General features: G+C 72.6%; 10 protein-coding genes. 9 read left to right on the top strand and 1 reads right to left on the bottom strand.

Features of this window, described 5'->3' with window-relative positions; all coding sequences use genetic code 11:
• Positions 1-88 precede the first annotated feature (88 nt).
• The 9 genes from leuS to QF032_RS13820 all read left to right on the top strand — a co-directional run bounded on the left by leuS (position 89) and on the right by QF032_RS13820 (position 12,169).
• Complete coding sequence (gene leuS, locus QF032_RS13860; protein ID WP_307056119.1) at positions 89-2,974, top strand: leucine--tRNA ligase; 2,886 nt, start codon at positions 89-91, stop codon at positions 2,972-2,974.
• 242 nt (positions 2,975-3,216) lie between these two features.
• Positions 3,217-3,951 (top strand): hypothetical protein, encoded by a 735-nt coding sequence (locus tag QF032_RS13855; RefSeq protein ID WP_307042868.1) that lies wholly within the window; start codon positions 3,217-3,219, stop codon positions 3,949-3,951.
• A gap of 259 nt (positions 3,952-4,210) precedes the next feature.
• Complete coding sequence (locus tag QF032_RS13850; protein ID WP_307042866.1) at positions 4,211-5,056, top strand: DegV family protein; 846 nt, start codon at positions 4,211-4,213, stop codon at positions 5,054-5,056.
• A 560-nt stretch (positions 5,057-5,616) separates the two neighbouring features.
• Entirely contained in the window at positions 5,617-6,498 is an 882-nt protein-coding gene (locus tag QF032_RS13845; protein ID WP_373430336.1) for a helix-hairpin-helix domain-containing protein, read from the top strand.
• 113 nt (positions 6,499-6,611) lie between these two features.
• The gene (locus QF032_RS13840; protein WP_307060252.1) at positions 6,612-9,287 is read left to right on the top strand and encodes a ComEC/Rec2 family competence protein; all 2,676 of its coding nucleotides are present in this window, start codon (positions 6,612-6,614) and stop codon (positions 9,285-9,287) included.
• Between the two features lie 4 nt (positions 9,288-9,291).
• Positions 9,292-10,224, top strand: coding sequence for an arylamine N-acetyltransferase family protein (locus QF032_RS13835; RefSeq protein ID WP_307056117.1), 933 nt, complete (start codon positions 9,292-9,294; stop codon positions 10,222-10,224).
• A 72-nt stretch (positions 10,225-10,296) separates the two neighbouring features.
• Complete coding sequence (locus QF032_RS13830) at positions 10,297-10,542, top strand: hypothetical protein (RefSeq protein ID WP_306952340.1); 246 nt, start codon at positions 10,297-10,299, stop codon at positions 10,540-10,542.
• 45 nt (positions 10,543-10,587) lie between these two features.
• On the top strand, positions 10,588-11,577 hold the full coding sequence (holA, locus tag QF032_RS13825; protein WP_306952341.1) for a DNA polymerase III subunit delta: 990 nt from the start codon (positions 10,588-10,590) through the stop codon (positions 11,575-11,577).
• Between the two features lie 196 nt (positions 11,578-11,773).
• The gene (locus tag QF032_RS13820; RefSeq protein WP_307042861.1) at positions 11,774-12,169 is read left to right on the top strand and encodes a nuclear transport factor 2 family protein; all 396 of its coding nucleotides are present in this window, start codon (positions 11,774-11,776) and stop codon (positions 12,167-12,169) included.
• 194 nt (positions 12,170-12,363) lie between these two features.
• Here QF032_RS13820 and rpsT read toward each other — a convergent pair whose 3' ends face one another.
• The gene (gene rpsT / locus QF032_RS13815) at positions 12,364-12,630 is read right to left on the bottom strand and encodes a 30S ribosomal protein S20 (protein ID WP_057574704.1); all 267 of its coding nucleotides are present in this window, start codon (positions 12,628-12,630) and stop codon (positions 12,364-12,366) included.
• Between the last annotated feature and the right edge of the window lie 102 nt (positions 12,631-12,732).

The following is a 12,732-nucleotide window of genomic DNA, read 5'->3' as shown; positions in this document are numbered from 1 at the left end:
GGCGCGGCGTCCCCTCCTGTGCGAGGGGATTTTTCGTTTCCTGGACGACAACCCGCTGGCAGAGACGATCGATGGAGCTTTGAGGACCATGAGCGAGACGAACCCCGCTGCCGCCGCTGTCCCGGCAGAGGCCGCGCCGCACCGCTACACGGCGGCCATGGCCGCCGAGATCGAGGCACGCTGGCAGGACTTCTGGGACGCCGAGGGCACCTATGCCGCGCCCAACCCGCAGGGTGACCTGGCCGGTGACCCCGGGACGGTGGCCCGGCCCAAGAAGTTCATCATGGACATGTTCCCGTACCCCTCCGGTGCGGGCCTGCACGTCGGCCACCCGCTGGGTTACATCGCGACCGACGTCTTCGCGCGCTTCCAGCGCATGACCGGCCACAACGTCCTGCACACCCTGGGCTTCGACGCCTTCGGCCTGCCCGCCGAGCAGTACGCCGTGCAGACCGGCACGCACCCGCGCGTGTCCACCGAGGCCAACATCGAGAACATGAAGTCCCAGCTGCGCCGGCTGGGCCTGGGCCACGACAGGCGCCGGTCGTTCGCCACGATCGACCCCGAGTACTACAAGTGGACCCAGTGGATCTTCCTGCAGATCTTCAACTCCTGGTACGACGAGGACGCGGACAGGGCCCGCCCGATCGACGAGCTGGTCGCCCGGTTCGAGTCCGGTGAGCGTCCCGTGCCGGGGCACACGCGCGCGTGGGGCGAGCTGACCGCCGCCGAGCGCGCCGACGTCCTGGGGGAGTTCCGTCTGGCCTACGCCTCCGACGCGCCGGTCAACTGGTGTCCCGGCCTGGGCACCGTGCTGGCCAACGAGGAGGTCACGGCCGACGGCCGCTCCGAGCGCGGCAACTTCCCCGTCTTCAAGGCCAAGCTGCGCCAGTGGAACATGCGTATCACCGCCTACGCGGACCGCCTGCTGAACGACCTGGACGCGCTGGACTGGCCCGAGGCCATCAAGCTGCAGCAGCGCAACTGGATCGGCCGCTCCGAAGGCGCACGCGTCGACTTCCCCGTGGACGGGGAGCGGATCGCGGTCTTCACCACGCGCCCGGACACCCTGTTCGGCGCGACCTACATGGTCTTGGCCCCCGAGCACCCGCTGGTGGACAAGTTCACCCCGGAAACCTGGCCCGAGGGCACGCACGACGTCTGGACGGGCGGCCACGCCACCCCGGTCGACGCCGTCGCCGCGTACCGCGCGCAGGCGGCCGCGAAGTCCGACGTCGAGCGTCAGGCCGAGGCCAAGGACAAGACCGGTGTCTTCACCGGCGTGTACGCGACCAACCCGGTCAACGGCGAGCAGGTCCCCGTCTTCATCGCCGACTACGTCCTGATGGGCTACGGCACCGGCGCGATCATGGCCGTCCCGGCGGGCGACCAGCGCGACTTCGAGTTCGCGCGCGCCTTCGAGCTGCCGATCCACTGCATCGTCGAGCCGACCGACGGCCGCGGCACCGACACGTCGACCTGGGAGAACGCCTTCGCGTCGTACGACGCGAAGATCATCAACTCGGCGAACGACGAGATCAGCCTGAACGGCCTGGGCGTCGTCGAGGCCAAGGCGCGCATCACCGAGTGGCTCGAAGGCCGGGGCATCGGCGAGGGCACCGTCAACTTCCGCCTGCGCGACTGGCTGTTCAGCCGCCAGCGCTACTGGGGCGAGCCCTTCCCGATCGTCTACGACGAGGACGGCGTCGCCCACCCGCTGCCCGAGTCGATGCTGCCCCTGGAGCTGCCGGAGGTCGAGGACTACTCGCCCCGCACCTTCGACCCGGACGACGCGAACACGTCCCCGGAGACGCCGCTGTCCCGCAACGCGGACTGGGTGAACGTCACGCTGGACCTGGGCGACGGCGCCGGTCCGCGACGCTACCGCCGCGAGACCAACACCATGCCCAACTGGGCCGGTTCGTGCTGGTACGAGCTGCGTTACCTGGACCCGCACAACAGCGAGCAGCTGGTCGACCCGGCCGTCGAGCAGTACTGGATGGGCCCTCGCGAGGGGCAGCCGCACGGCGGCGTCGACCTGTACGTCGGCGGCGCCGAGCACGCCGTGCTGCACCTGCTGTACGCGCGCTTCTGGTCCAAGGTCCTGTTCGACCTGGGGCACGTCTCCTCCGCGGAGCCGTTCCACAAGCTGTTCAACCAGGGCATGATCCAGGCCTACGCGTACACCGACGCCCGCGGCGTGTACGTCCCGGCCGCCGAGGTCGAGGAGCGGGACGGCACGTTCCTGTACCAGGGCACCCCCGTGAAGCGTGAGTACGGGAAGATGGGCAAGTCCCTGAAGAACGCCGTCACTCCGGACGAGATCTGCGCCGAGTACGGCGCCGACACGCTGCGCCTGTACGAGATGGCGATGGGCCCGCTGGACGTCTCGCGCCCCTGGGACACCCGCGCGGTGGTCGGTCAGTACCGCCTGCTGCAGCGGCTGTGGCGCAACATCGTCGACGAGTCCACCGGCGAGGTGACCGTCGTCGACGCCGAGGCCGACGAGCCGACCCTGCGAGCCCTGCACAAGGCGATCGACGGGGTGCGCCAGGACCTGGAGGGCCTGCGCTTCAACACCGCCATCGCCAAGATCACCGAGCTGAACAACCACCTGACCAAGGCGGGCGGCGCGCTGCCGCGCACGGTCGCCGAGGACCTGGTGCTGCTGGCAGCCCCGCTGGCCCCGCACATCGCCGAGGAACTGTGGCGCAAGCTGGGCCACACCGACTCGGTGGTCCACCAGGACCTGCCCGTCGCCGACCCGGCGTACGTCGTGGACGAGAGCGTGACCTGCGTCGTGCAGATCAAGGGCAAGGTCAAGGCGCGCCTGGAGGTCTCCCCGGCCATCTCCGACGACGAGCTGGAGAAGATCGCGCTGGCCGACGAGGCGGTCGTCAAGGCGCTGGGCGGGGCCGGTATCCGCAAGGTGATCGTGCGAGCGCCGAAGCTGGTGAACATCGTTCCGGCGTAGGGCTTCGCTCGCCGACCGGGGGGCGTCCAGGGGTTTCGACCGGGGGCGTCCACTGGCTCCGGTGGTTCCGGCGGGGGCGTCCACTGGTTTCGGCCGCCCCCTAGGGGTTCCGTGCGGGCAGGTTCGGGGTTCTTCTGGAACTCCGGGCCTGCCCGTCTCGTTTACCGTTTGAAGGGCGGGGCGCCGGCTGCGGTGTGCCGTCTGCGGGGCCGGACGCGTCGTGCAGGTCGAAGGAGGAGCTCGTGGAAGCTGTGATCGCCGTCATCGTCCTGCTCTTCGTGCTTTGCCTGGCGCTCGGCGCCTACGCCACGGTGAAGGTGATCGGGGCCGCCAAGCGGGGCGTCGACCGCACCATCACGCAGGCCCGCCGCACGGTCGAGGACCACACCCTGCGGGCCAAGTCCTTCGCCCAGCTCGGACCGGCCGGCGAAATCGCCAAGCTGCGGCTCGCTCTGCGCACGTCGATGCGGGCCACTCAGGAGGCACTGCACGCGGGCGTCGTGGCGGACGAGTCCCTCAAGGAGTCCCTCGGCCTCTTCCAGCGGCTCAGCGGGCATGGCCACGAACTGGACGGCGAGCTCAAGCGCCTGGAGTCGGAGCCGGACCGTGCGACGCTCGTCGAGCGTCTGCCGTCACTGAGGGAGCGCACCGAGCGCATCACGGGATCGGCCGACTCGCTGCGCTGGGCGGCCCGTGACCGTGCCCGCCACTTCGCGGAGGACGACCTCGATTCCCTCAGCGCCCAGATCGGCGTCGAGGCCGGCGCCCTGCGGCACTGGACCACCCCGGAAACCGACAAGACGCCGCCCCCGTGGCCCGAAGCGCCGGCCGCCGACGGCCCGACGGCTGGTCAGACCTGGTCGGAGGCCCCCGGCGCACGCACCGCGGACGAGCCGGCCCCGCCCGCCATCACCCCGCCCGGACCGCGCCCGACCTACCCCTGGCAGAAGAAGCCGCGTCCGGAGAGCACTACCTGAGCGGCACCCGGTACCCGGAATCCGGAATCCGGCACCCGGTACCCGGAATCCGGGATTCGGCGCGCTGCCGGAATGGCGGCCGGGGCGGCACGGTGATGCTGCCGTCGTCACGCGCCGAGGGGTCGCGAGAGCCGGGTTCGATGCCTCACGGGATCCCGGCCCGGGCACTGTTCGGCGTGGTATCTGATTCGGTCAAGGGCGGACCGGCTGCCAGGGGCCGGGCTGCCGCACAGCGGCTACGCCAGGTAACCTCCAGGTCATGTCCCGCCATGTCGCGATCGTCACGGATTCAACGGCCTACCTGCCGCAGCGGACGATGGAGCGTCATGGCATCACCGCGGTGCCCCTGACCGTCGTCCTCGGCGACCAGGCACTCGAAGAGGGCAGCGAGATCTCCACCCGCTCGCTGGCCCAGGCGCTGCAGAAGCGACGCCCCGTCACCACCTCGCGCCCCAGCCCCCAGTACTTCGCCGAGACCTACCGCAGGGTCGCCGAGTCCGGTGCCACCGGCATCGTCTCCCTCCACCTCTCCGCCGAACTGTCCGGCACCTACGACGCGGCGGTGGTCGCGGCGCGAGAGGCGCCGGTGCCGGTGCGGGTGGTGGACACCGGCATGGTCGCCATGGCGCTCGGCTTCTGCGCGGTCGCGGCGGCCGAGATCGCGGAGACGGGCGGGACGGTGGACGAGGCGGTCACGGCGGCGGAGAAGCGAGCCGCCGGCACGTCCGCCTACTTCTACGTCGACACCCTGGAGTATCTGCGTCGTGGCGGCCGGATCGGCACTGCCCAGGCCCTGTTGGGCTCGGCGCTCGCCGTGAAGCCGCTCCTCCAGCTGGACGCGGGGCGCATCGACCTCCTCGAGAAGGTGCGGACGGCCTCGAAGGCGATCGCACGTCTGGAAGAGCTCGGCGCCGACCGGGCGGGGAGTGCTCCGGTGGACATCGCCGTGCATCATCTCGCCGCTCCCGACCGGGCGTCGGCCCTCGCGGACCGGCTGCGGTCCCGGGTGCCCGGACTCGTCGACCTGTATGTCAGCGAGGTCGGAGCGGTGATCGGCGCCCATACCGGACCAGGGCTGCTGGGAGTCGTGGTCTCGCCACGCTGAGGGGTTCCCTCACCCCTGAGAGTGGTGAAGTTATCCACAACTGGGCGGTGGTCCACGGAAATTGAGCAAGATCATCGCGATGTGGCGAAGTGTCCGATCCTCGTCGCATGGCACTTCGATCACGCTCACGCAGCACGTATGCGACCAGTGGCCCCGGCCGGGCCCGCGGCTCCGACGGCCGTTCCCGCCGCCTCCGTCCCCCCGGCGGCCGGGCGGGACACCGCCATGCCTCGGCGGAGGAGAACCGCCGTCGAGCGCAGGCGTTGTTCACCGCACGGGCCCGGGAGACGAGCGCGCCGGAGAAGTCGGGTGTCGGACCGCCGGGCGGAGGCGGCGCGGGCGACAGGGGCGGTGGAGGCAGCGGCCGGCCCGACCCCCGTGGGCGTGGGGGAGGCAGCAGCCGGCCGGAGCCGCACGGGGGTGGCGCTGTCGGCGGCACGGGGACCGCGGCCGGCGCTGGAGAGGAATGCCCGGCGGACCGTGCGGGAGACCCGGGTCCAGAGGGTGCGGCACCGGGCGGTCCCGAAGGCGATGGTGCTGACGCGGGCGTCGTCGCCGCAGTGGGTGGCGCGCCCGAGGGCATCGTCGCGGCGGAGGGCGGCGCGCCCGAGGGGTCGGGCCAGGCGGCACAGGCGGCATGGGCGGCCCGGGCGGTGTGGTGGGAGCGGGCGGGGCTCGCGCTGCGGGAGCGGATGCCGGTCTGGTTGCAGGCGCGGTGCGGACTGGAGCGCAGGAGCGTGCTGGCGCTGGCCGTGCTGCTGGTCGCCGCCGCGGGCTTCGCCGTGCAGCACTTCTGGACCGGACGGGTCCAGCCGGTGAAGGCGCCGGAGGTGGTGCGAGCCGCGGCCCCCTTCGGGGCGGCGGGCGAGCGCGAGTCGGCGGCCGGACTCGGGGCGTCCGCAGACCCACCAGGGCGGGGGGTAGCGGGGAGCGCCGGCAGCGCGGCCGGAGGCGAGATCGTGGTGGACGTCAGCGGAAAGGTGCGCAAGCCCGGAATCCACCGTCTGCCGGCCGGGTCGCGGGTCATCGACGCGTTGGGCGCGGCCGGTGGGGTGCGACCGGGCACCGACACCGACGGTCTCAACCGCGCACGGTACCTCGTGGACGGTGAGCAGATCGTCGTCGGCGGCCCGTTGGCAGCCGGGGCCGGGGCCGGGGCCGGGGCCGGGGCTGGGTCTGGGGCCGGAGCGGGTACGGGTACGGGATCGGCGGGGTCCAGCGGAGCGGGTGGCTCGGGCGGGGGGCCCGCGGTGCCCGTGTCCCTCAACACGGCGACGCTCGACCAGCTCGAGGCCCTGCCCGGCGTGGGACCGGTACTGGCGCAGCACATCATCGACCACCGGGTGCGGCACGGCGGATTCCGGTCGGTGAACGAGCTGCGTGACGTCAACGGTATCGGCGAGCGGCGCTTCGCCGACCTGCGGAATCTGGTGCGGCCATGAGGCGGGCGAATGCCGGGCGGAGGATTTCCGGCCCTGGGGGCCGGGTCAGGGAGGAGGACGAGGCCGCTGTGAGCGGTGCCCGGCCGGTGCCGGGCCGGCGCGGTCGGCAGGCCGTGCACGCCGACTCCGGGAAGCGGCTGGGTGAGGCCCACCCGCGTCAGGAGGGGCCGGTGGATCTCCGGCTCGTACCGCCCGCGCTCGCCGCCTGGGCCACGGCCGCGCTCACGTTGGACGCGGCCCCCGGGCTGGTGGGCGGTCTCGTGGCCGGCTGTCTGGCGGCCGCCGTGATCCTGCTCGTCGTGAGGCGGGACAGGGCGAGGAACGCCCCGGTCATGCCAGGCCGCCCCTGGAGTGCCGGGCCGCGCGTCGCCCTCGGGGCGGTGGATGGGGCGGGCACGACGGGTCGTCGGAGGGTCTGGCCGCGGGTGACCGTCGCCGCCTCGCTCCTCTGTGCGGCCGCGGCCGCGGCGTCTGCGGGGCTGCACGGCGCCGATCTGCGCCGCGGGCCGGTGCCGACGCTGGCGGGCAGGTACGCGAGCGTCACCGCGGAGGTCGAGCTCACCTCCGACCCACGGCTCACGCGCCCTCGCGTCAGAGGGGACCACGTGATGCCGGACTCGGTGATGATCGAGGCGGAGGTGCGCAGGGTCGAGACCGCGGACCGGACGGTGGTGGCGACGCGGACGCCGGTCCTGCTGATCGTGGACGCCGGATCGCGCGGCGGAGGCGGCGGTCGCCGCGCGGAGCCCCACGTCCGGGAAGAGCCCGGCGGCGGGCGAGGTCCTGGAGGGGGTGAGGGGTCCGGTGGCGCGAAAGGTCCCGAAGGGCGGCCGGAGGCGCTGTGGCTCGCGTTGCTGCCGTCCACCCGGCTGCGGGTGGCCGGGCGGCTCGCGCCCGCCCTGGCCCGAGGGGATCGGTTCGCGGCGGTGCTGCGGGTGCGGGACGGGGCGGCGCCGTCGGCCGTGGGACGCCCCTCTGCCGCGCAGCGGGCTGCGGGGCGGCTGCGGGAGGGCCTGCGGGTGGCCACCGACGGCTTGCCGGCGGACGCCAGGGCGCTGCTTCCGGGGCTGGTGGTCGGGGACACCTCGAGGATCACGCCGGAACTGGACGAGGCCTTCAGGGAGACGGACCTGGCACACACCCTGGCCGTCTCCGGAAGCAACCTCACCGTCATCCTCGCGCTGCTCCTCGGACCGCCCGGTCTCGCCCAGCAGGTCGAGCGGCGCGGTCTGGCGCCCAGGCTGGGCGTCCCGCTGCGGGCGACCGCTGTGCTCGGGGGAGCGCTCACGCTCGGATTCGTGGTGGTGTGCCGGCCCGACCCCAGCGTGCTGCGCGCCGCGGCCTGCGGAGCGATCGTGCTCCTGGCCCTGGCGACCGGCCGACGCCGGTCCCTCGTCCCGGCACTGGCGACGGCCGTGTTGCTTCTGGTGCTGTACGACCCGTGGCTGGCCCGGAGCTACGGCTTCCTGCTGTCCGTCCTCGCCACCGGGGCCCTGTTGACCCTGGCGCCGCGTTGGAGTGCCGCACTGCGCAGGCGGCGGGTGCCGCCGAGGCTCGCGGAGGCGCTGGCGGCAGCCGGAGCCGCGCAGGTCCTGTGCGCACCGGTCGTCGCCGTGCTGTCGGCGCGGGTGAGTCTGGTGGCGGTGCCCTGCAATCTCCTCGTGGAGTTCGCGGTCGCGCCCGCGACGGTGCTGGGCTTCGCGGTGCTGGCGACCGCGCCGGTGGCGATGCCGGTGGCCGAGGCGCTGGCCTGGTGCGCCGGATGGCCCGCCAGGTGGATCGCGGGCGTGGCCCGGACGGGCGCCGCGCTGCCGGGTGCGGCAATCGACTGGCCGGGCAGTTGGGCCGGTGCCCTGTTGCTGGCGGTCGTGACGGTCGTGGCGGTGATGTTCGGGCGGCGGTTGTCGCGGCATCCGTGGCTGTGCGCGGTCTGCGGGGTGTTGCTCCTGCTCGTGGTGGTACGGCCGCCGCCGCTGACGAGGGTGCTCACGGGTTGGCCGCCGCCGGGCTGGCGGCTGGCGATGTGTGACGTGGGGCAGGGTGACGCGACCGTCCTCGCGGCGGGCGACGGCGCCGGCGTGGTCGTGGACGCCGGTCCGGATCCGGCGCTGGTCGACCGGTGCCTGCACAGGCTCGGCATCACCAAGGTGCCGCTCGTCGTCCTGACCCACTTCCACGCGGACCACGTGGCCGGGCTGCCGGGGGTGCTGCGGGGCCGGGAGGTGGGGGCCGTCGAGACCACGGGCTTCGAGGAACCCGTGGAGCAGGCGAGGTTCGTACGGAAGGAGGCGAGGGCCCGGAACGTTCCCGTGGTGCGGGCGGTGGCCGGGGAGCGGCGGCGGGTCGGCGCCCTGGAATGGGAGGTGCTGTGGCCTCCGCCGCTCCCGGCGCCCGAACCGGAGGGTCCGAACGACGCGAGTGTGACCCTGCTCGTGCGATCGGCGGGGCTGCGCATGTTGTTGCTGGGTGACCTCGAACCCCCGGCGCAGCGGGCGCTGTCGAGATCGCCGGCGGCCGCGCTGGTAAGCGGGGTGGACGTGCTGAAGGTGGCGCATCACGGCTCGGCCTACCAGGACCCGGACCTGATACGGGCAGTGGCGCCCCGGCTGGCGCTGATCAGTTGCGGCGCGGACAACCCGTACGGGCACCCCGCGCCCAGCACGGTCGCGGCACTGCGCGCGGGTGGGGCGGTGGTGCTGCGGACGGACCGGGACGGGTCACTGGCAGTCGTCGGGGGCGGAGGCGAGGGCGGGGGCGGAGGTGGGGAGTTGCGGGTGACGCGAGACTGAGGGCATGAATCCCGCACAGTCGAAGGACGAACCGCTCCCGCCTTCCGTCCCCCAGGACGCCGCCCGTCCCTCCGACGGCCGGCACCAGGACGTCCGCTTCCCCGACGCTCGTCCGGTCGAGGCCTATCTCCACCGCCTCGGCCTCGAGCCCCCGCTCCCGCCCCCGACCGTCGGCACTCTTCGTGAGCTTCATCTGAGGCATCTGCGGGCCGTGCCCTTCGAGAACCTGTCGGTGCACCGCGGTGAGGAGATCGTGCTGGAGGAGAGGCGGCTGGTCGAGAAGGTCGTCCAGGCGCGGAGGGGAGGGTTCTGTTACGAGTTGAACGGGGCGTTCGGGGCACTGCTGACGGCGCTGGGCTTCGAGGTGACCCTGCTGGCGGCGCGGGTGTACGGCGAGGAGGGCCGGCTCGGTATCCCGTACGACCATCTCGCGCTGCTGGTCCGGACGGCGGACGACGGGCAGTGGCTGGCCGATGTCGGGTTCGGGGCGCACAGCCACCACCCGCTCCGCTGGGGGCAGGACGACGAACAGACCGATCCCGGTGGGACGTTCAGGATCGTCGAGGCCGGTCCGGACCCGGCCGGAGCGGGGGCGGGAGCCGGCGGGGCGATGCGGGCGCGGGACATGGACGTCGTGCGGGACGGCGCGCGGGTGTACCGGCTGGAGGTGCGGCCCCGGGTGCTGGGGGACTTCGCGGCGGGAGCCTGGTGGCACAGCACCTCACCGGAGTCACACTTCACGCGGTCGCTGATCTGCTCGCGGCTCACGGAGGACGGAGGGAGGATCACGCTCAGCGGACGCCGGTTCAAGACGACGTCCGCGGACGGAACGAGCGCGGAACACGAACTGGAGGCCGACGACGAGGTGTTGGGGGTGTATCGGGAGCGGTTCGGGATCGAGCTGGAGCGGGTGCCGACGGTCCGCGCGCACGGGTAGTCCCCGCCGCGGGGACATCACCGGCGGACAGGCAGGTGCACGGGTCGTGTGCGCGTGCCCGAAAATGGCCCGGTGAGCGATGTGAGACATGTGCTGGTGCTGCCCGACCGCGATGCGGCGGAGGAGGTGGCCCGGGCGCTCGGGGAGCGGTTCGGCGTCGGCGAGGAGCCGAGGATCGTCCGCGACGCCCTGGCCGGGGAGGACGACGCGGAGGACGCGCAGTGGCTCGTCCTGCTGCACGACGAGGACGGACGGCTCGACGCGGCGGCGCTGGACGAGTTCGCGGCGGAGTGGGAGGGCTGGCGGGAGGAGCCGTAGGGTGCGTCGGCCGCGTTGTCAGTGGCTCGTGGGATGCTTTCGGTGATGGCCAGGAAGACTGCGAATGACGACCCTCTCGCCCCGCTGACGCTCGCCGTGGGCCAGGAGGACCTCCTGCTCGACCGTGCCGTGCAGGAAGTGGTGGCCGCCGCCCGGGCCGCCGACGCCGACACCGACGTACGCGACCTGGCCCCGGAGCAGCTGCAGCCCGGCACGCTGGCCGAGCTGACCAGCCCGTCGCTCTTCGCGGAGCGCAAGGTCGTGGTCGTGCGCAACGCACAGGACCTGTCCGCCGACACGGTCAAGGACGTCAAGGGGTACCTCGGATCGCCCGCCGAGGAGATCACGCTCGTCCTGCTGCACGCCGGTGGCGCCAAGGGCAAGGCGTTGCTGGACGCCGCGCGCAAGGCGGGCGCCCGCGAGGTGGCCTGCCCGAAGATGACCAAGCCGGCGGACCGGCTGGCCTTCGTCAGACAGGAGTTCCGGGCGACCGGCAGATCGGCCACGTCCGAGGCCTGCCAGGCGCTTGTCGACGCCATCGGCAGCGATCTGCGGGAGCTGGCGTCGGCCGTGTCCCAGCTGGTCGCCGATGTCGAGGGCACCATCGACGAGGCCGTCGTCGGCCGGTACTACACCGGGCGGGCCGAGGCGTCGAGCTTCACCGTCGCCGACCGGGCGGTGGAGGGGCGGGCCGCCGAGGCGCTGGAGGCGCTGCGCTGGTCGCTGGCCACCGGCGTCGCGCCCGTGCTGATCACCAGCGCGCTCGCCCAGGGCGTGCGGGCCATCGGCAAGCTGTCCTCGGCGCGCGGCGGCCGTCCGGCCGACCTGGCGCGGGAGCTCGGCATGCCGCCCTGGAAGATCGACCGGGTGCGGCAGCAGATGCGTGGCTGGACGCCGGACGGGGTGGCCCTCGCGTTGCGCGCGGTCGCCGAGGCGGACGCGGGAGTGAAGGGCGGCGGCGACGATCCCGAGTACGCCCTGGAGAAGGCGGTCGTGGCCATCGCGCGTGCGGCGCGGTCCGGGGGACGCGGATAGCCGCCCCTCCCGCGCACCTCCTGCCTCATGCGCCCTGCGTCATGCCGCGTGCCCCGGGGCAGTGCCAGGGGTGTGCCCTCGGTGTGGCCGTCCTGGGGCCGTCCCCGGGGTGATCCAGTCGCCGTTCGCCTGTCGGGGAGGAGAATCGGATGTACCAGCCGCACATCGCCGGCGCATGCGAAAGGTGGCGATCGACATGGCTGAACACCCGCACGCGGCACTCGTGCGTCAGGGATACGAGGCCTTCACCCGCGGAGACATGGACACCCTGCGCGGGTTGATGACGGGGGACTGTACGCACCACGTGCCCGGATCCCACATGCTCTCCGGGGACTTCAAGGGCCTCGACGCGATCATGGACATGTACGGCAGGCTCTTCTCGGAGACGGCCGGGTCGCTGCGTGTCGAGTTGCGTAACGTGATGGTCGACGGCCGTGGGCACGCCGTCGCCGCGCACCGCTTCATCGCCGACCGCAACGGCAAGCACCTCGAGGACGACGGGTGCATCGTCTTCCGGATCGTCGGCGACAAGATCACGGATCTCGACGAGTGCATCTCGGACATCGACGCGAGCAACGCCTTCTGGTCGTGAGAGCCATGCCGAAGGCCCCGGCCACCGCCCTGGGGAAGGGCGGAGCGCCGGGGCCTCCGGGAAAAACCGATCAAGCTGGTGAGCCCGTACCCGCGTGGCGAACGCAGGCCGCGTACAGGCTCGGGGGTGCCGGACGGGAGCGGATGAGAGGGCCCGCTGAGGTCCCTTTCCGGCGATCAGATCAGTGAAGCGGTTCAGCCCTTGAGGGACTCGACCTTGGAAGCAAGCGCCGACTTCTTGTTGGCGGCCTGGTTCTTGTGGATGACGCCCTTGGAGACGGCCTTGTCGAGCTGACGCGCGGCAGCGCGCTGGTACTCGGTGGCCTTCTCGGCGTCACCCGCGGCAGCGGCCTCGCGGGCCTTGCGGATCGCGGTCTTCAGGGAGGACTTGACGGCCTTGTTGCGCAGCCGAGCCTTCTCGTTGGTCTTGTTCCGCTTGATCTGGGACTTGATGTTCGCCACGAATGAGCCTTTTCAGGTTCAGGCACGGAGCCGCACGGGCTCGTACCAGGTGATTTCTTGGGCGTGTCTCGCGCTGAGAGGGCATGAGACACAGCTGCCCAG

Origin of the sequence: Streptomyces achromogenes, assembly GCF_030816715.1 — a bacterium.
Lineage (GTDB): Bacteria > Actinomycetota > Actinomycetes > Streptomycetales > Streptomycetaceae > Streptomyces > Streptomyces achromogenes_A.
The sequence above is the reverse complement of the archived record's forward strand: the minus strand, read 5'-3'. Positions and strand labels throughout refer to the sequence as shown.

Excerpts from the sequence above, each read along its gene's own strand:
- QF032_RS13850 (WP_307042866.1), top strand. The coding sequence starts at position 4,211 with ATGTCCCGCCATGTCGCGATCGTCACGGATTCAACGGCCTACCTGCCG.
- QF032_RS13835 (WP_307056117.1), top strand. The coding sequence starts at position 9,292 with ATGAATCCCGCACAGTCGAAGGACGAACCGCTCCCGCCTTCCGTCCCC.
- leuS (WP_307056119.1), top strand. The coding sequence starts at position 89 with ATGAGCGAGACGAACCCCGCTGCCGCCGCTGTCCCGGCAGAGGCCGCG.
- holA (WP_306952341.1), top strand. The coding sequence starts at position 10,588 with ATGGCCAGGAAGACTGCGAATGACGACCCTCTCGCCCCGCTGACGCTC.
- QF032_RS13820 (WP_307042861.1), top strand. The coding sequence starts at position 11,774 with ATGGCTGAACACCCGCACGCGGCACTCGTGCGTCAGGGATACGAGGCC.